This is a genomic window from Paenibacillus sp. FSL M7-1046, assembly GCF_038007405.1.
Lineage (GTDB): Bacteria > Bacillota > Bacilli > Paenibacillales > Paenibacillaceae > Paenibacillus_AQ.
Genome location: NZ_JBBOXB010000001.1, coordinates 3,248,287 through 3,267,646, shown reverse-complemented (window position 1 = coordinate 3,267,646; position 19,360 = coordinate 3,248,287). Strand labels below are relative to the sequence as shown.

At 49.9% G+C, this 19,360-nt stretch carries 14 protein-coding genes; 2 read left to right on the top strand and 12 right to left on the bottom strand.

The features are described 5' to 3' along the window. Positions 1 to 22: 22 nt before the first annotated feature. The 7 genes from NYE29_RS14345 to xylA all read right to left on the bottom strand — a co-directional run bounded on the left by NYE29_RS14345 (position 23) and on the right by xylA (position 10,505). Positions 23 to 1,765, bottom strand: coding sequence for an ABC transporter substrate-binding protein (locus NYE29_RS14345; protein ID WP_340896479.1), 1,743 nt, complete (start codon positions 1,763 to 1,765; stop codon positions 23 to 25). Between the two features lie 206 nt (positions 1,766 to 1,971). Beyond that, positions 1,972 to 2,871 carry a carbohydrate ABC transporter permease gene (locus NYE29_RS14340; protein ID WP_179091837.1) on the bottom strand — a complete coding sequence of 300 codons (900 nt, stop codon included), beginning with the start codon at positions 2,869 to 2,871 and terminating at the stop codon, positions 1,972 to 1,974. Between the two features lie 14 nt (positions 2,872 to 2,885). Continuing rightward, positions 2,886 to 3,872 (bottom strand): ABC transporter permease, encoded by a 987-nt coding sequence (locus NYE29_RS14335; protein ID WP_144024445.1) that lies wholly within the window; start codon positions 3,870 to 3,872, stop codon positions 2,886 to 2,888. A 103-nt stretch (positions 3,873 to 3,975) separates the two neighbouring features. Next, positions 3,976 to 5,781, bottom strand: coding sequence for a sensor histidine kinase (locus tag NYE29_RS14330; protein ID WP_340896477.1), 1,806 nt, complete (start codon positions 5,779 to 5,781; stop codon positions 3,976 to 3,978). Positions 5,782 to 5,913: 132 nt separating this feature from the next. Further along, complete coding sequence (locus NYE29_RS14325) at positions 5,914 to 7,455, bottom strand: response regulator transcription factor (RefSeq protein ID WP_340896476.1); 1,542 nt, start codon at positions 7,453 to 7,455, stop codon at positions 5,914 to 5,916. A 101-nt stretch (positions 7,456 to 7,556) separates the two neighbouring features. After that, positions 7,557 to 9,053: a xylulokinase gene (xylB, locus tag NYE29_RS14320; protein ID WP_076113316.1), complete on the bottom strand. Its 1,497-nt coding sequence runs from the start codon at positions 9,051 to 9,053 to the stop codon at positions 7,557 to 7,559. Between the two features lie 135 nt (positions 9,054 to 9,188). Then, complete coding sequence (gene xylA / locus NYE29_RS14315) at positions 9,189 to 10,505, bottom strand: xylose isomerase (protein WP_038596629.1); 1,317 nt, start codon at positions 10,503 to 10,505, stop codon at positions 9,189 to 9,191. A gap of 416 nt (positions 10,506 to 10,921) precedes the next feature. On the opposite strand from xylA, the gene NYE29_RS14310 reads away from it, so the two are divergent. Together NYE29_RS14310 and NYE29_RS14305 are read left to right on the top strand one after the other, a co-directional pair. Beyond that, positions 10,922 to 12,082, top strand: coding sequence for an ROK family transcriptional regulator (locus NYE29_RS14310; RefSeq protein ID WP_340896475.1), 1,161 nt, complete (start codon positions 10,922 to 10,924; stop codon positions 12,080 to 12,082). A 134-nt stretch (positions 12,083 to 12,216) separates the two neighbouring features. Then, positions 12,217 to 12,417, top strand: a complete 201-nt coding sequence (locus NYE29_RS14305; protein WP_038596633.1) for a hypothetical protein — start codon at positions 12,217 to 12,219, stop codon at positions 12,415 to 12,417. Between the two features lie 96 nt (positions 12,418 to 12,513). On the opposite strand, the gene NYE29_RS14300 is transcribed toward NYE29_RS14305, so the two are convergent. The 5 genes from NYE29_RS14300 to NYE29_RS14280 form a co-directional block, all read right to left on the bottom strand. Then, complete coding sequence (locus NYE29_RS14300; protein WP_340899716.1) at positions 12,514 to 12,954, bottom strand: GNAT family N-acetyltransferase; 441 nt, start codon at positions 12,952 to 12,954, stop codon at positions 12,514 to 12,516. Between the two features lie 141 nt (positions 12,955 to 13,095). Continuing rightward, a complete protein-coding gene (locus NYE29_RS14295; RefSeq protein WP_038596638.1) occupies positions 13,096 to 13,329 on the bottom strand; it encodes a glutaredoxin family protein in 234 nt (77 codons plus the stop codon). A gap of 90 nt (positions 13,330 to 13,419) precedes the next feature. After that, complete coding sequence (gene trxB, locus NYE29_RS14290) at positions 13,420 to 14,361, bottom strand: thioredoxin-disulfide reductase (RefSeq protein ID WP_340896473.1); 942 nt, start codon at positions 14,359 to 14,361, stop codon at positions 13,420 to 13,422. A gap of 198 nt (positions 14,362 to 14,559) precedes the next feature. Next, positions 14,560 to 16,506 (bottom strand): heavy metal translocating P-type ATPase, encoded by a 1,947-nt coding sequence (locus NYE29_RS14285; RefSeq protein ID WP_445322168.1) that lies wholly within the window; start codon positions 16,504 to 16,506, stop codon positions 14,560 to 14,562. 1,477 nt (positions 16,507 to 17,983) lie between these two features. Further along, a complete protein-coding gene (locus tag NYE29_RS14280; protein ID WP_076114150.1) occupies positions 17,984 to 19,042 on the bottom strand; it encodes a hypothetical protein in 1,059 nt (352 codons plus the stop codon). Between the last annotated feature and the right edge of the window lie 318 nt (positions 19,043 to 19,360).

The window sequence follows — 19,360 nt, the reverse complement described above, 5'->3', positions numbered from 1 at the left end:
GTTTAACAAGGAGAATTGCTGCTTACAAATCTTTTCCAGTCCACAGGGATACTCTCTTTTTCACGAGTTCTGTAAACTCTTTTTCCATATCCTGAGCACCGGCTTTGTCCAGTTCAACAAGGAATGCATCGTATACTTTATCGAAGTCAGCCGGTTTAGACAGGATCGCTTCTGGAATACGTTTGCGCACGATATCTCGAGTCTTATTAAAGATTACTTGGTATTGACCGTCAGTTGGAACAGGCATGTTGTACAAAGCGCCGGTATCTTTGACTGGGAATTCATCTTCTTTAGGGAACAGATCTTTCCATGTTGTAGCGTTGTAGCCTTTGAGCGATTCCTTCTCAGCTTCGGAGTAAGCAGCTACGATTTCTTCCGGGAAGGTTGCAGTGTAATAGTTGTCAGTAGAATCCTTCACACCATCGCCATAACGTGCACCGAAGATCAGATATTGCCCGATACCAGTTTCTTTAGCAAAGTTAGCGGCATCATTGGCTTTTCTGTTTGAAATTTCAGCTGGAACTTCACGCTTGCCATCTGCATTTACAGTGTAATGCTTGCCTTCAACCCCCCAGCTTCTCAAAACCTGGCCTTCATCGGAAGACATCCAGTCCAGCCATTTGATGATCCGGACAGGATCTTTAGCTGCAGTTGTAATCGCAAGACCATAGCCGTCGATACCTGTTGACATGAATGAATGATCTTTATACTCTTCAGACAGGGTTACAGGGAAGTGAGCATAAGTGTACTCATCTTTACCGGCTGCTTTCAGAGCATTTTCACCATCGGAATATTCCCATTCCTGGGAGATCAGACCAAGCACACGGCCGCTGGCCACTTTGGCTTTATATTGGTCGTCTTTTTGTACGAAGGCATCTTTATCAAGCAGACCTTGAGCGTACATGCCGTTCAACCAACGGAAATATTCTTTTTCTTCAGGGCGTTTGTAGTGAAGTTTTGCTTCGTAAGTTTTCGGATCGACATAATATTCACCATCATCCGGTGCACCTGTTGTAGTGAAGGCAGGGTTTGTAACCGTGATCATGATCTTCCAGTCATCGGCATTCAGCGTAAGCGGAATCGTAGGCTGTCCATCGGTTTCCGGATGCAGCGCCACATAATCCTTCAGCACTTTTTCATAGTCGGCCAAGGTCTTCACTTCAGGATAGCCCAATTCCTTCAGTACGCGGTGTTGAATTTCAAATCCTCCTGTTGCGTCGAAGGATTGCTGGCCGACGCCCATGTTTGTAGGAATTTGATAGATACTCTGGTCATCCAGGCTGTATTTCAAACGGTTCATGTTATCGCCATATACTTTTTTCAGGTTCGGAGCATATTTATCAATTAGGTCGGTCAGATCAATAACCAGACCGGCATCCACCAGGATACTAAGATTTCCTTTGGCGAAGATCAAATCAGGAACATCTTCGCTGGCAGCCATCATAGGGATTTTTTGATCGCCGCCGCCGCTGCCTACATCGAACTCTGCATTAATCGTTACACCAGTTTTCTCAGTAATTACTTTACCCACATCATCCTGCATTTTGTTCCAGTTTGGACTGGCATCCCCACCAAAGAATGAGATAGTAAAAGGGCTTGTATCCATAGCAGTATCGTCAGCAGCATTGTTGCCGGTGTTTTTTGCCCCATTGTCGGCAGGAGTGTTGATAACATTTTTGTTGTTGTTGCCGCCGCCACAGCCTGCGATCAGCATAGAGCTCATGAGCATGAGCGTAAAAGCAGTCTTAATGCTCTTGCTTTTCATTTGTGTATCCCCCTTGATAATTTGTATTAGTTCATCTATGCATATCAGGTTAAACCTGTATATACCATTGTTAGCGCTTGCAAATGCGATATAATAATAAATCCAATCCAGCGCTTTCATTTAACGGATAAGCCAGGACGTAATTCTGCTTGGCAATTTTCCTGCCAGAAATACGTCCCTCTTATCCTAGCCCTGTCTAGCAGGGATTAGGCTTTTACAGCTCCCAGTGTCATACCATTTACGAAATACTTCTGCAGGAAAGGATACACTACAAGAATAGGTACCGTTACTACAATGGTGATAGCCATCTTGATGGACTCTGGTGAAATTTGCGCCATTTGCTGGGCCAAATCGTTGGCATTTGCCATGCCGCTGCCCTGGTTCGTACTCGACAGAACCTTCATCAGTTCATACTGGAGTGTCGTTAGATGCGGCTTGTTACCATTATACAGATAGGTTGTGAACCATTCATTCCATTGTCCTACCGACAGGAAGAGTGCGATTGTTGCAAGCACCGGCTTACAGAGCGGCAAGATGATTTTGTAGAAAATCAGGAAGTCATTGGCTCCGTCCAGCTTAGCGGACTCTTGCAGGGCGTATGGCAGACCATCCATAAAGGAACGGATGACGAATACGTTGAACGCGGAAACCGCACCCGGCAAAATGTAGATCCAGAACGTTCCGATCAGATTTAAATCTTTCATCAGAATGTACATAGGCACCATACCGCCGGAGAAGTACATTGTCAGTGCCAGGAATACCGAAACAAATTTTCTTGCCCGGAAATCCGGACGGCTGAGCGTAAACGCCAGCATGGCTGAGCTTGCAAGTCCGAGAATTGTACCGGAAACGGTCCGCAATATCGAGATTTTGAAACCCTGAATCAGACCTGTATAACTGAAGATCCGTTCGTAGTTCTCAAGCGTCCAGGCTCTCGGGAAAATATATATGCCGCCTCGAACGGTGTCTGTAGATTCATTGAAGGAAATCGCCAGCACGTTCAGGAAGGGATATAGAGTCACAATCATGACCAACCCTAGAAAGATGTACAAGAAGATGTCGAATACACGTTCAGACTTTGACATTTGAAAAGCTTTGCTGCTCACTTAAGATCCCCTCCTTACATGATGCTTTCTTTAGTAATTTTCTTCATTACACCGTTAGCGACAAGCAGCAAGATCACACTGACTACTGAGGTGAACATACTGATTGCGGTACCATAGGAGAAGCGTCCTATTTGAATACCATATTTAAGCGCATACAAATCCAGTACTTCCGAATAATCGGTAACAAGGTTGTTCTGCAGCTGGAACTGTTTCTCAAAGCCGATACCGACAAGGTGTCCAATGGACATAATCAGGAGAACCGTGATTGTCGTGCGGATACCCGGCAATGTAATATTGAACATTTGCTTGATTCTTCCGGCCCCGTCCACTTTTGCCGCTTCATACAGCTCTTTATCGATCCCTGTAATCGCTGCCAAATAGATGATTGCATTCCAGCCAGTTTCTTTCCATATATCGGCTGCAGTTAAAATTCCCCAGAAATATTTACCTTTAGCCATGAACTGGATCGGCTCATCAATGACATTAAGCCAGATCAGCAAATCGTTCACGATCCCTCCGTCGATCGCGAGTGTCTTGTAGACAATCCCGCCTACAACAACCCAGGATACAAAGTGAGGCAGGTAAGATACGGTCTGGACCGTTCTTTTAAAGACGTTTCCCCGCAGCTCATTGAGCAGTACGGCGAACAAGATCGGAACAACGAAACCAAACACCAATCCTAGACCACTCATTGCAAGTGTGTTTCTTAGCACAAGGTAGAAGCGTTCATCGTGGAAGAGTTCTTTGAAGTTATCCAATCCAACCCACTTCTGATCCCCAAACGACTTGGCCGGTTTATATTTCTGAAATGCCATCAACCATCCCCATAAGGGCACATAGCTGAAAATGAATACCCAGATCACGAAAGGAAGAGACATCAGATACAAGTACTTTTGCTGCAGTACGCTACTCCAAAATCCGTTTTTCCGCTTCTTAGGTGGGTGGGGGGTTACGCTTTCATTTGCTGTAACACCGTTTTCAGTGAGCGCTTTCACGTCCATTATTCCCCCTTCGTTTTTATATTCATATCATACCGCACCCAAATGTAAGCGAATACCCGACAGATTTCACGTAAAATCCTGTGTAAATTAGACATTCAACAACCTACTGTCTGAAATCGCTATCACGCGGGATGGAAAAGGATATTGTTGTGCCCTTTCCTTCTTCGCTTGTGATGATCAGGCCACGCTCTTCCCCGTAATACAGAACTAGTCTCTGATGCACATTGCGCAGACCGATCCGGCTTCGCTGCTCTTCCTCGGCTTGCGAAATTATGGTTATAATTTCAGACAGCCGCTTCTCTGTCATCCCTGCACCGTCGTCTGCCACAAGCACTTGTATTTCACCATCAGACAAAACGACACTCACCCGCACGTTAACCGTTCCTTCTTTATTCTCCAGTCCGTGGACAACGGAATTCTCCACCAGCGGCTGGATGATCAGCGGCGGAATCAGGATATCGGAGGCTTGGGCGTCAAAATCTATATCAAACATCAGCCTGTCCTCATACCGGAATTTCTGAATCTCCAGATAGGAGCGGATCATTTCAATCTCTTCCTTCATCGGCGCACGTTCTCTGCCTACCTCCAGATTTTTGCGCATAAGCTTTCCGAGAAGTCTGACGATATTGGCGATCTCCTTTTCTCCCTTAAGATGGGCATTCATCCGGATGGACTCCAGGGCATTGAACAGGAAATGCGGGTGAATCTGACTGGCCATCATTTTCAATTTAATTTCTCTCTGGGCGATTTCCAGTTTATTATTCTTCTCATTGCTCTCCATAACTTGGGCAATCAGCCGGTTTATGCTTCCCACCATATAGTTAAACTGCCGTGACAGCTGTCCGATTTCGTCCGTCCCGTCGATATGGGAGACTACGTTCAGATTGCCTAAGGCCACCTGATTCAGTTGGCGGCTGAGCCGGAGCAGGCGGTTGGTCGTCAATAAAGAAATGGTATAGACAAGCACCAGCGCAACAAGCAGCACTCCGACGATGATCAGCAGCCCCAGAACACTCACTTTATTCGCATTGCTAAGAATGCTGTTTCGCTCAAATACGGTAATCACCTTCAGTTGACTGATGCTAAACGAAGGCGTCATCTCATCGACAATAACATAGGAATCTTCGCCTTTCACCATGGTTCTAAACACGCCTTTAGTTTTCGTACTCAAGTCTATATCGATATCAAAAGCATCCAGCGTAGTCCCTACGAGCTCCCGGTTCTTGGCGGCAGTAATGTACCCCTGCTCATCTATGATTATCGTTTCAAAGGGCTCCTGGTACAGCATTCCGTTCAGCTCATCGGGGTTTACCTGCACCATTAATACACCGGGTTTTTTGTACTCTGAATAAGGCACCTGCCGGATGAGACTTAACTTATTAATCGTTCCCTTTTCACTGGTTTTATATTCCTCTTTATCAGGGATGTACAGCCAGTGTATTCCTTTGGTCCCGACAACCTTCTGATACCATGATCTGGATTCAATCTCCGGAGTCAGGGGTGCGATGGACATATTATCAACCAGCGTCTGGTTATCAATAAAGAAACGGATGTTGGAGAGTTCGCGATACTGCAATATATAATCCTTGAAATCTGTAAAGTTTATATAAGCCTTCGTCAGCTCCAAAATATCGGGATATTTCGTTGTGACGAGAGTCTTGAAATCCTTGTCAAAATAAAGCAGATTCGAAATATCTGTAGGCACACGAAGCTTGCTCGACATTTGACTTTTGATTTTCTCCAAATTATTGGTTGCCTGATCAATGGCTCTGTCCAAGGCAGCCCCGCGAAAATACCCGGTTAGGGCAATGCCTATAATCAGTACAGGAATCATAACGACTACAATGTAGAACAGAATGAACTTATATTTCAGCTTCATGTTATTGATCATCCGCACCAGATTTTTCATAACGTTCCCTCCTCCCCTAATCTGTTCACCCGAATCATGGCAAACAGGCCGCTCCCTCATCTGCCGCAGATAGGGAACAGCCTGTCTATCATAATGCTCACGTTAATCGTTCGGCAAGTGCGCTGGCCAAGATTAATTATCCTTGCGGTAGGCGGTTGGGGATACCCCGACGTATTTGCGGAATTTGGCGTTAAAATAATCGGAATTCATATACCCGACTCTTTCAGCAACTTCATACACTTTCATGCCCTGTGTCAGAAATTGCTTCGCTTTCTCAATTCTCACCTTGTCCAGATAGGTATTAAAATGTTCGCCCATCTGGTTCTTGAACATTTTGCCCAGATAGGCGCTATTATAATTAAATATTTGCGCAAGCATCCCCAGCTTCAAGTTCTCATTGTAGCGGCGCTGGATCAAATCGGTGATCCGTTTAATCTCATCGCCCTTTCCGCCACTGTTCATCTGCTTCGAAATTTGCTCCAGGTAGTTCCCGGCCATATTCTCGATATCGCTCAGATAATAACTGCTGTATACTTCCCCCGTGGGAGAAGGATTGCCCGCAATAAAGAAACGGATGTCTGGGGTAGCTGCCTCCAGGCGGGCAATCGTACTGCTCATGATCCGGATCAGATTATCTTTGATATACGTCTCATTGCGTTTTATAGCAACAAGTTTGCGGATGATCTGCCCGACCAGTGCCTTAATGGCTTCATTACTCCCGGTTTCAATCGCAAGCAGCAGTTCCATCTCTTCATCGCGTTCCGATTCCTCAATGTCCTCAGTCTCATCGATCCGAACCAGCCATTCATCTGGCTGTCCGCTCAGAAGAATCTCTCTGCGTCCGAAAAAAGCTGACTCCAGCAGCTCGCGGGCTGCGGAAAAAGACTGGCTTGCCAGCTCCGGATCGGCAACTCCGCCTCCGGAAGCGGCATGAAAATCCAATCCCTCTTTGGAAATAACTCTATTGAGGTCATTCCACAATGCTGTGCGGGCATCCTCGTCCTTGAGCGGTTCCTTCAACAGGATTCCCATATATGGAGGCAAGGTGAAGAACAATGCTTCCTCTGCCGGCCAATGCTGCTCCAGCAAGCTGCGCACACGATCTTCACTTCCGTCTTCGCCTTTCTGCGCCCGTTTCAGCTCCAGCAGTACAATTTCACAGCTCCACCCCGTAAGCCCCAGCCCGGCTGCTGATTCTGCCGTGTCAAAACCATTCTCGCGCGGCTGAAGCAGCTCGCGCAGCAGCACTTCATTGCTTCGTACCGGGAAATCTGTCTGAAGCTGGCTCAATTGCTCCTCCTGACTTATCGTGACACGCAGATCATGAAGATAGGAGATCAATTCCTCTTCGTCGACCGGCTTCAGCAAATATCCGTCAATATGATAGGAGATCGCCCGTTTGGCATATTCGAAGTCAGCATGACCGCTAAGAATAATCACATGGCAGTTAGCGTTTTCTTTGCGCAGCTCATTAATCAGCTCCAGACCGTCCATTCCCGGCATGCGAATATCTGCGACAATCAGCTTGGGAGCAAAGCTATGGAACTTATCAAGCGCCTCGAATCCGTTTGCCGCCGTCGCCACTACGGTGTAACCCAGCTCTTCCCAAGAGATCAGTGTACGCATCCCTTCCCTCAGCTTGGGCTCGTCATCTACAATCAGCACTTTTATCATTAGTCTTCAGCCCCTAAGAAGCGTAATTCCGCAAGGACAGCTCAAGCGCTGCCCTAACGGGTATCGCGGGCAGATCGTCAGCCCCATTCTTGCAAGCCCAGTTATTTCCGGTATGCAGCCAGCTTATCATTCAATTCACGGGTCTGGCCGTATACGTCCTGGTAAATACTGAATAACCCATCATAGACCGCCACTTGCCCGGCATTCGGCTTAAAAACTTCTGCAGGACGGATGAAAGCTTCTGCACATGCACCAAGGGAAGGGAACCAGCCGCTGCCGTAGGCAGCCAGCATTGCCGCACCCATAGCCGGGCCCTGTTCACTCTCCAGCTTGATAATCGACGCATTGAAAATATCAGCCTGCATTTGCAGCCAAGCCTCATTCTTCGCACCGCCGCCGATCGCCACAATCTCTGTAATTTCCTTACCCGATTCACGCACAATCTCAATCGACTCGCGCAGGGAGAACGTAATTCCTTCCAAGACCGAACGGGTGAAGTGGGACAAGGTATGGCCGGAATCCATGCCGATGAAGCTGCCGCGGATATTTGCGTCCGGATGCGGCGTGCGTTCACCAACAATGTACGGTGTGAACAACAGCCCGCCGCTTCCGGCCGGCACATCGTTTACACCTTGAAGCAATTCGTCAAAGCTCTTCTCCGCTGCAAAGGTTTCTTTGAACCAGGTAAGACTATGGCCCGCAGCAAGAGTAACGCCCATAATATAGTAGGCATCCTTCTCCCCGTGATTAAAGAAATGGACCTTACCTTCCAGATTAAGATCCTTGTTGCTCTCGTAGGAGAGGACCACACCGGAAGTGCCGATGCTGCACATTGTCCGGCCTTCACCCAGAATACCAGCGCCGAGCGCGCCGCAGGCGTTATCCGCACCGCCGGCAAATACCTTAGTGGATGTCAGAAGGCCGGAGGCTTCAGCAATCTCAGGCAGCAGCGTTCCCGTCAGTTCGAAGGACTCTACCAGTCTAGGGCACAGCGAGACCGGCAGTGAGAAAGCTTCGGCAATTTCCGCACTCCACTGCTTCGCACCTACGTCCAGCAGCAATGTACCTGCCGCGTCGGAATAATCCATAGCATAATCACCGGTTAGACGGAAACGCACGTAATCCTTCGGCAGAAGGAACTGGTGCGCTTGCGCCAGCACCTCTGGCTCATTCTCCTGAACCCACAGGATTTTGGGCAGAGTGAACCCTTCCAAGGCGCGGTTTCTGGCAATGCTGATCAGCTTTGTTCCCAGTTTCTTCTCGATTGTACGGCACTGTGCCGTAGTGCGGGTGTCATTCCAGAGTATTGCCGGACGCAGCACATTACCTTCGCTGTCCACCAGCACCAGACCATGCATTTGCCCCGAAAAGCTGATGCCGTCCACTTGCGAAGGATCTACACCAGACACCTCGATCAGACGGCGGAGGCTAACCAGCGTTCCTTTCACCCAGTCCTCGGGATTCTGTTCACTCCAGTTCGGCTGGGGTCTGCTAAGCGGGTAGGCTTCGGAATGCTCGAAGGCCACCTTTCCCTGCGGATCAACCAATACAGTCTTTACCGCACTGGTTCCCAGGTCTACACCGATTACATATTTCATATTGATCCTCCTAAAAGTTAATGAAGAAACACCATTTACAAGAAAAGGGGCTGCCGAAGAATGCTCTCTTCAGCAACCCCCGTTGCGTTAATATCGGCTGAACTAAAGTCTGAGCCGTAAGCTCAAGCCCTAATCCTACTCAGCCAGGATGTATTGGTTCAAAGTAGCTCTGAGCAGTTCTTGACGTCCGGACTCATTGCGGCGCGGATTTTCGTTGTTCAGCGCGTATTCGGCAAGCGAAGCCAGTGTTGCTTTGCCGGAAACGATATCTGCTCCTACGCCTTCATTAAAGCTGCTGTAACGTTTCGCGATGAAGTCTTCAAATACGCGGTCTTCAAGCAATTTAGCGGCAACTTTAAGGCCTTTGGCATAAGTGTCCATACCGGCGATGTGCGCCAGGAACAGATCCTCAGCTTCGAAGGAAGGACGGCGTACTTTGGAGTCAAAGTTGATTCCGCCTTTGCCAAGTCCGTCATTCTTGAGTACTTCATAAAGCGTAAGAGTTGCATCGTAAATGTTAACCGGGAATTCATCGGTATCCCAGCCCAGCAATGTATCGCCTTGGTTTGCGTCAAGCGATCCAAGCATGCCGTTAGTGCGTGCTACACGCAGTTCATGCTCAAAAGTATGACCGGCAAGTGTTGCATGGTTAGCTTCAAGGTTCAGCTTGAAGTGCTTGTCGAGGTTATATTTCTGCAGGAACGCAATTGTTGTTGCTGCATCGAAGTCATATTGATGTTTGGTAGGCTCTTTTGGTTTAGGCTCGATCAGGAATTGACCGTCGAAGCCGATTTCCTTAGCGTAATCTACAGCCAGGCTGAACAGACGTGCAATGTTATCCTGCTCAAGACCCATATCTGTGTTAAGCAATTCTTCGTAGCCTTCACGGCCACCCCAGAATACATAGTTTTGTGCGCCCAGACGTTTACCAACTTCCAGACCCTTCTTCACTTGTGCAGCCGCATGTGCGAAGACATCAGCATTAGGAGTGGAGCCTGCACCGTGCATATAACGCGGGTTAGTGAACATGTTGGCTGTGTTCCACAGCAATTTCTTGCCGGAAGTCTTCATGCCTTGTTCAAGGATATCTACGATGGTATCAATGTTGCTATAGAACTCACGCAAAGATGCGCCTTCAGGAGCGATGTCCACATCATGGAAGCAGTAGTAAGGCAGGTCCATCTTCTCCATGAATTCAAAAGCCGCTTCTGCGCGGGCTTTAGCCTTATCCAGGCCACTCAGGTGATTCCAGCTGCGGATTGCAGTTTCTGCGCCGAACGGATCGGAACCGCCAGCAGTTAATGTATGCCAATATGCCATTGCAAACTTCAGGTGCTCTTCCATGGTTTTGCCGGCTACGATTTCTTTAGGATTGTAGAATTTGAATGCGAATGGGTTGGTGGAACGGCTTCCCTCGTAAGAGATCTTGCTCACTGTTTCAAAATAAGCCATTTGTAAAATCCTCCTCGATATTTTGCTTCGCCCGCAAGCGTTTACAGCATCATCTTAACACATCTTCAGAACTTTGTATATTGGTTAAACAAAGTTTTAAACAACTTTTTATTTGTCTATTTCTTGTCCTCCGCGAGCAGGGCCAAAGACCCGTCCCCTGCCCGCTCTATCGTTTAACATGACCATAAAGTACCCTTTGACAGCATCGCCTATGCGTTACCATTCGTTTGAACACAATGCTGGCAAGCCTCAGAACAGCATGTGAAAAAGCCTGAATTCCCTCTGATATATTGAAAGATCAGTTCTCTTTCCCGCGCTTTCTTCCGTCACCTCCTGTTGCATTTTTCCGCACATCACTCTAGACTAAGTGGCATACTACTCTAATGAGAACGTTGTCAAAAAAGGAAGTGTACTTCGTGAAAGTTACCGGTGACCAGGCGCTGGTCAAAAAAATCAATAAGTCGATTATTTTACATACGATCCGCACGCATTCTCCGGTCTCCCGGGCCAAAGTCTCCGAGATGACCGGCCTTAATAAAGCAACCGTGTCCAACCTTGTCGCCGAGCTTTGCGGACAGGAGCTTGTGACTGAAGCCGGCCCCGGGGAATCCAGCGGCGGACGCAAACCGCTCATGCTGCATTTTAACAAAATGGCGGGAAGCGTCATCGGCATCGAGCTGCGTGTAAAGCAGCTCACGGCAGTACTCTGCGATCTGGACGGCGGCGTGCTTCACGAGCGGGATTGCCGGCTGGATGCCCATGATTTCCCTTATGTTGTGAATCAGATGAAGGCGATCATTGCAGAACTGATCACCAAATCCCCCGCGTCGCCTTACGGTATCGTAGGAATCGGAGTAGGTGTGCCGGGGATGGTCGATGAGAACGGCGTGGTGCTGTTCGCCCCCAACCTTGGCTGGGAGATGGTGGATTTACGTTCCATTCTGGAGGATACTTTCGCTGTTCCTGTCACGATAGACAATGAAGCTAATGCGGGTGCACAGGGAGAGCTTAATTTCGGAGCGGCCCGGGGCGTTCGCCACCTGCTGTATATCAGTGCCGGTTCAGGGATCGGATCGGGAATCATCGTCGGGGGAGAGTTGTACAAGGGCGCCCGCGGATATGCCGGAGAAACCGGGCATATGACCATTGAAGCGGAAGGCAAACCCTGCAGCTGCGGAAGCCGGGGATGCTGGGAGCTGTATGCCTCCGAGAAGACCTATGACAACTCAAACTTGTCATTGCCTGCCCGCACTACCACAGAACTGGTCCGCCATGCGCTGGACGGGCAGGAGGATACGCTGCGCCACTTCTCAACCATGGGCGAATATCTGGGCATTGGCGTCACGAATCTGATCAACAGCTTCAATCCGGAGCTGATTGTTATCGGAGGAGCCCTGTCCGAGGCTGAGCCTTGGCTGGGCGAACCGCTGCGCAGCGTAGTGGCTAAGCGTACACTGCCCTACCATAAGCAGCAGCTGGAGATCACTTTTTCCAAGCTGGGCAGCCGCGGTACCATGATCGGTGCGGGCTTTTCGGCCGTGATGCATTTTCTCGGCAATATCAGGGTAACCCTGTAGACAAATTGACGTAAATTTGCCGCATTTGAAGCAGCCCAAAGTGCAGCAATAAGCAGGGCAATCCTTTATAATTAGGTCATAACTGTGTGACATATGTCACCATCACCCCTTTTTCTGAAAGCGAGAGTGAGTCTATGACCTATGTTGATACGTCTGATCTTTCAGCGCAGATGTTCATCACTGTGCTGCTGCTGCTGCTCATCATTGCTCCTTTAGTCAGTCTCGGTGTACTGCGTCTGTTCCAATCGAGGAAGAAATCGGGATTCATGCTTATTATCAGCGGTGTTGTTGTATACGCTATTTTTCAAGTAATCATGTCCTTTACCCAAGCTTAAGCGAGAGCTTCGAACCCTTTGCTCCTGCCGTACAAAAACTAGCCGGCATCACAAAGCAGACTATTTTTTGTACGGAAACCTGCTCCCCGGACTGCCTCAGCTGCGTTCTGCGTCATTTAGAGAAAGACTGCAGATGAAACGCTCGACTCCGGGATATTTCTCCCCCAGACTCTTAACTGCAAATCCGTTATTCCTGTAGAACCCAACGGCGTCATGGTCTGTCTCCGCGGTTATCGTGTCATATTCAGCAGTTCTGCGGAGTTCCTCTACCATCTTTCTGCCGATCCCTTTCCCGCGCCACTGCTCCTGAACTGCAAGATGCCTGATCTCCGCCGCTTTCCTGGAATGCCGCATGAATCCGATGATCCCTGCCAACCGTCCATTCTCATAGCAGCCCAGTAATTCTGTACAATCATTTGCAATATATCCCGCAAGCACCTGCTCGACTTTCTCATCAAGCTCCTCATCGGCAGCCCACATGCACTCGGCCAGCAAACGTTTTACATCACCATAATCCTTGTAGTCCTTTAAATTCATTAACAAGGTTCGCAGCATCCTTTCATCGGTTAGAGATCCATATGTACATTGAACGATTCGGACGGATACAAGCCCGGTAACGCAAAGACCGCCCCCATCTCGGAAGCGGCCGGTATCCTCTTATTCAAGAGCAAGGCTATATTATACAGTTGCCAAAGCCTTGTCGAATTGCGTTTTGTTCATGCCTACGATTTTGAAATCGCCGATGACGGTTACAGGTACAGCTCTCATACCCATATCCCAAACCTGCTGCGCGTAATCATCATTCTGCTCGATGTTGCGTTCCTCGTAGGATACACCCTTCTCGCTCAGGAAGCTCTTCACCTGACGGCAATGCGGGCAATTGGTTGAAGTGTATACAATGACATTTTCCATAGTTGATTTCCTCCTTAATTTTATATAAACAGTATAGATCAGGGTAGTATCTATTGTAGCACCGGAGTGCCTTTTATTCCAAATAGAGGGTTACAAAATAACCGCACTGTGCTCCAGGCTTTCGATGTATTTCTCAGCATCCATAGCTGCCATGCAACCACTGCCCGCTGCCGTAATGGCTTGTCTGTAACGGGTATCCTGAACGTCGCCGCAAGCAAATACGCCGGGAATATTGGTTTCGGAGGTGCCCGGATTGGTCACGATATACCCGTTTGCATCCGTTGTAATTTGACCACCCAGGAAGGAAGTATTCGGATGATGGCCGACAGCTACAAATACACCGCTGGCTTCAATGAATTCCTCTTCGCCGGTTTCATTATTAAGAACCTTCAGACCGTTCACGCCTTTTTCGCCGGAAGTCACTTCCAGTGGAGTACGGTTCAGCCCCCAGGTCACCTTGGCATTATCGCGGACACGATCCTGCATAATTTTGGAAGCGCGCAGCTCTTCACGGCGGTGCACAAGGGTAACTTTCGAAGCAAAGCGGGTCAGGAAGCCAGCTTCCTCAAGGGCGGAATCACCGCCGCCGACAACGACGATCTCTTTGCCGCGGAAGAAAAATCCGTCACAAGTCGCACAAGTGCTGACACCGCGTCCGATGTTGTCCTGCTCACCGGGAATGCCGAGGTATTTTGCCGTAGCACCTGTCGATAGGATCAGTGTATCTGTAGTCAATGTTCCCATACCTTCAACGTTCAGCTTGAACGGACGATCTCCCAGCTCTACGCTGTTCACCCAGCCTGTAATAAACTTTGCTCCGAAACGCTCAGCCTGCTTACGCATATTGTCCATGAGTTCAGGACCCATAATACCTTCAGGGAATCCGGGGAAATTCTCAATTTCCGTTGTAGTGGTAAGCTGACCACCCGGTTGCGGACCTTCAATCACCAGCGGACTCAGGTTGGCGCGGGCCAAATAGATAGCAGCAGTCAGTCCGGCCGGTCCGGTACCAACGATAATGGATTTGTACATGACTATATCCTCCTTGAGATGGACGGTTAAGCGTCAATCCTTAATTAAAATTATTATAATGTAATACTTATTATGATCACCCAAGAAGGAGTTGTCAATATGCCAGACACGCTGTAATCGTACCCATTTTGTGAACAATTCAATTTTAAGCAATTAAATTTCCGGAATACCCGATAGGTTTGTCGAATTCAGCTTTTATTAGCGTAAAAGTCTTAATCCGTTCAGGATCACGAGAATTGTGCTGCCTTCATGACCAACAACACCGAAGGGGAGTGCGATCCCCTGCAAAAAGTTGCCCAGCATCAGGCTGACGATCACGGTAACAGCAAAAATCATATTCTGCTTCACAATACGCTGCGACCGGCGGGCCAGCGCAATGGTCGAAGAAATCTCTTCAATATTATCGTTCATCAGTACTACATCGGCAATCTCAAGTGCCGCGCCGCTGCCCTTCATGCCCATCCCCATGCCAACGGTGGCCGTTGCCAGAGCCGGAGCATCATTGACCCCATCACCAACCATAATCACATGTCCATATTGCTCACGGAGCGCTTTAATATGACTTACTTTATCTTCCGGCAAAAGATCGGCAAATACCATGTCCACTCCCGTTCTTGCTGCCATCGCCTGCGCCGCCTCTGCCCGGTCCCCGGTCAGCATAGCCACCTTAATTCCCAGCTTCTGCAGCTTGCGCACAGCAACTTCCGCCTGAGGACGCACCGTATCCTGCAGCGCAATCATCCCGGCGATTTTGTCACCGGCCAGAATCAGCGACACGGTCTTTCCTTCAGCCTCGAACTGCTGCCGCAAGGTTTTCCAGTGTTGTACTGGTTCGTCATCCCTCTGAACTTCCGGCTCATCCAAAAGATTGGATTTGCCGACTCTCCATAATTGGCCTTGAAACGTGCCTTCAATCCCCCAGCCGGTTACGGATTTGCTCTCCTGGATATTGCACAGCTCCACCTGCTCCTCCTCAGCCATGCGGACAATCGCTTCCGCCAGCGGATGGCGTGACAATTTCTCAATGGATGCGCTGACTGCCAGCAACTCCCTCCGGTCGTATCCCTCTCCGGCGATAAAATCCGTCACCTGCGGAATCCCCTCAGTCAACGTTCCGGTCTTGTCAAAAGCAACCACGGACGTCCGCGCCATATTCTCCAGGTGCACTCCACCTTTGAACAGGATGCCTTTGCGCGCACTTTTGGAAATAGCCGACAGCATGGCAGGCATGATGGATGAGACCAGCGCGCACGGTGAAGCCACCACCAGAAAGACCATCGCTTTATAAAAAGTATCACTCCAGCTCCAGTCCAACAGATAAGGAGGCAATACAATCAATGCAACCGTTGCAGCCACAACCACCCGGGCATAAATCGACTCCAGCCGTTTAATAAACCGCTGTGAATCCGGCACTTCGCTCTCCGCCTCTTCCACCATCTTAATAATCTTGGCAAAAAGGGTGTTCTCTGCAGCCTTGGTAACTTCGATATAGAGCGGGCCTTCCCCGTTGACGGTCCCGGCGAATACTTCACTTCCGGCTGTTTTCTCTACCGGCAATGATTCGCCTGTGATCGAAGCCTGATTGACGGCCGATTCGCCCCGGCACACTTTACCGTCAGCGGGAATCAGTTCACCAGGCCGCACCAGCAGCAAATCTCCGATGGCCAAAAGATCAATCGCAACCTCGTTCATCGCCCCTTGCTCAATGCGCACCGCCGTGGCCGGCTTCAGAGCCATCAGGGAGGAGATGTCCTTTTTGCTGCGCTCCATGGTATAACTCTCCAGAGCGCCGCTCAGTGCAAAGATGAAGATCAGCATCGCACCTTCGTTCCAGTAGCCGATTGAAGCGGCGCCCAGAGCGGCAGCGATCATCAGCAGGTTGACATCGAGGTCACGTTCCTTGACCAGTGTCTCCACGCCTTCCTTCGCTTTAATCCAGCCGCCTACCGTGTAAGAGATCACGTAGAGCAGCACTGAGAGGATTTCCGACCAGCCGCTGGTTGCCCAAGCAATCAGCATAAGTAATCCGCTGCCCAGGGCAGCCTGCATTTCGGAATTGCCCAGCATAGCCTTCGGATCGAAACGTCGCGGCTCCGGTGTCCGGGGCTGCTGCGCGTTGCCTTGGCGCGCTATTGGTTTTGGCATTTGTTTGGATGTTGCTTGCATGAAAAATCACCTTCCTGATTGGTTTAGGAGCATTGGCATTCTGTCCCTGACAAGATGAAGAGCAGCCAACTGAGAATGAGAGCCATTATTAAAGCCCTTAAAATGACACATGCTGCCCCGGCTCAGCCGGGACAGCATGGTAAATGAGAATGATAATCATTGTTGCAATAATGCAAATATATTTCCTCAGTGCAACTTACAGTAATACTATACCACTTTCCGTTCGAATGTAAACCCGGAGACTAGCCTTTTTTTTGAGGGGGTTTCGGGGATGACGATTGCAATGTGGGTGGGTGGGTGAATGAATGATGAGTGTGGGTTGCGTACTTGGGGTAACTGGGTATTGTGAGCAACGGCGTAACTTGGACATTGGGTAACGTAAGAATCAAGAGAACAAGGGTAGGATCAGCAACGCGGGGATCATGAGCACAGTGCACATGGGTAACTGGAAGATCGTGGATATCAAGGCTTGACGGTAACCTTAGCATCGCAAGCATTGGGAGCAACAGTGTACGTGGGCAAATGGGGTCACGGGGAAATCAAATCGTGGGATTGAAGTAACCTCAACATCGCGGGCATTGGGAGCAACAATGCACTAGGGCAAATGGGGTCACGGGGAAATCAAATCGTGGGATTGAAGTAGCCTCAACATCGCGGGCATTGGGAGCAACAATACACTAGGGCAAATGGGGTCACGGGGAAATCAAATCGTGGGATTGAGGTAACCTCAACATCGCGGGCATTGGGAGCAAAGGTGTACGAGGGCAACATGAGAAACGCAGGGTCTAAAGAAACTTAATAAAATGAGCACTTGAGATCCACCCTTGATTGCATCTTTACTATCGGTGCTCCCCCTCCCTTCGAACGCAAACATCCCCCATGTTTACCGCAGCAATGCGGAACAAGGGGATGCATCGGTTACCACATTTTCAATTGCCTTAAGAATCATGGAAGGATAACTTGGTTGAACCGATTGGATACGAGTACGTTGCCTGCTATCCGATAGACATAAGTGTATTTACAGCAACTATTCACGGCAGAAACAAACGTTTTGGTGAAATAGTTGTAGTTCATACAGCTAAAAATAGCCGATTGCTCCTCTGCGGGCCAATTTTGCTCTTTATAGCTGTATTGAATGCAACTATAGCTCAATAAAGCTAAAAAAGTAATGAAATAGATGTACAAAGTGCAATTATCCCCCGAGACCTCATCATCATTCGGCTAAATTGCAGCGGCTTCTCCCACCCAGCCACCAACAAGCTAATTAGCTGGCGGGAAAGTTAGTCTTATGTCCGGATGCGGATTAATCGTTGTACAGATGCCGACATACCAGAGATCATTGGAACAGGCACTCCAATGATAACGGATATACGGGCCGCCGCATGAAATGGCGGATATTCGCTGGACAGGCGCCCGGTCGCCGGCTATTGCCAGAGCGGGAGGGCGCCCGGAAACCCTACAGCCAACCACCGGCGGCCGGGTCTACGTTATGGTCCTGCCGGGCCATCCAGGTCAGGCAGGCTGCCCTGAGCAGCGCTTCGGTCCGCTGGCCAGCGCTGCAAAAGATCCCGCTCATGCCGATCGCATACAGATCGGCAAGCGCGGCCGCCGCCGGTGCCCCCGCGGCGAGCACCACCGCCGCCGGCTTCACGCGCCGTACGGCGGCCAGCATCTCTCCCGCCGCACGGGCAAAGCCCTCGGCGGAGCTGGCTTCCGGCGCGCGCCCGCAGGCCGCGCCGTCCAGCACAAGGAAATCGGCGATACGCGCGATTTCCCCGGCGGCGTAATGCGCACCGGGCGCGATCAGCGCCCCGATGCGGCAAGCCGCCGCATAAGCGTGGCCGAGTGTCTGTTCGGCCACGTCCTCGATGAATTCGCGCATCACCGCGAATTCGGGCGCGCTGGCGGGGTAAGGCGCCAGCAGATCCACGCGGCAGTCGCTGCCCAGCCGCTGGCTCTCCGCCACGGCGGAGAACAGCGCTTCGAGCTGCGCATCCTGAAGCACGGCCAGCCTTGCAGGCAACGCGGCAAGCTCTGGGGTACACAGCAGAGTGACTGCGGTCCAGGCCCCGTCTGCTGATTCCAGCAGTGCCAAGGATGCGGCCCGCAGCCGGTAATAGATCCGCTGCAAAGTCCGTTCCGTCTGGACTTCATCCTCACCGGTCAACCAGCTGTCATACAGCTCGGCTAGCTCGGGAGTATTGAGCCACTCTTCGCTCCGGATCAGACAAGGGCCCACCGGAGCCGTTCCGGCATCCTCCCGGAAGAGCGGGCGATCCTCACAGCCGTCACGCAGCACCAGAAAGGCCGGACGTTCCCCCGGACGCTTGAAATAAGCACGGTTTAATGGACCCATTCCCTTTTGCCGCTCCCCTTCGTCTATAAATTCCGCAGCAGCGGAAGCCACGGATGCAGCCTGGCTCATCTCCACTCCTATAGCCCGATCACCGGCGTTATACTTGAACGGGCGCTCCTCATTACTCCGAACATGATCCTGCTGTTGTTCACCCTTCATCACCGCACCCACCTTTTTGGCATTGGATTGCTGCCGGCCGCCGTTTTAGGGACAGGTTGATACCGGCATGTTACGCTGCTTCTTTTTATAAATACGGGAATGGGCCATGAAATATGCAAGCGTTGTCAAATGAGTAAGTTCTTAACGGAGTTTGCAGAAGCGTGAAATCACTCGTCGGTCCCTTTTGTAAGGCATATGCTTTGAGGGGAAACGATATTCTGCATTCCTTCAGCTATGCAAAAAGGCCATCTGCCTCATGCGCCATCCAGTCACAGTATGAACAGGATCACGCAGGCGAACAATCACCTAGAATTAATC